Below are 465 nucleotides of genomic sequence, written 5' to 3' on the forward strand. Positions count from 1 at the left end.
AAAAATATCAAACGTGAACTTGAACTAACGTTCCCTAAATTTAAAGTACAAAAGGAAATTGGACAACAAGACGGACCTAACTTCAATCTTTATGAGGTAACATATCTAAATGAACAAATTTTCTTTGTTTCTATGGACTCTTATGATTCGAATATCGTTCAAGATCTATCAACAAAACATGTAAAAATAAAAGATGAATATGATGTATCGATTGGATTAACTGTTGACTCTCTTATTATAAACCGACCAAATCTGAGTTTCCGCGCTGATCTTCATTATAATATTTATGCAAGTCAAAAAAACTCTAAAATAGAATATCGATTAAAAGGAAACTTAAAGACTTTAAATGACTCTTTAATAACAGCAGATGACTATTCCGTGAAAAAATGGCAAATTGAAGGAATGACAGTCGAATATCTAATATGGCGGAAATAAAAAGCGTGTAGTAACATCATCTATTAAATC

The 465-nt window shown here is 29.9% G+C and carries 1 protein-coding gene; it reads left to right on the forward strand.

Features of this window, described 5'->3' with window-relative positions:
* Nucleotides 1–435: hypothetical protein (locus tag Q0975_RS28370; protein WP_299444375.1), on the forward strand; the 435-nt coding region annotated here is incomplete at its 5' end.
* Between the last annotated feature and the right edge of the window lie 30 nt (nucleotides 436–465).

The organism is uncultured Aquimarina sp., from assembly GCF_947500065.1.
Taxonomy (GTDB): Bacteria; Bacteroidota; Bacteroidia; order Flavobacteriales; family Flavobacteriaceae; genus Aquimarina.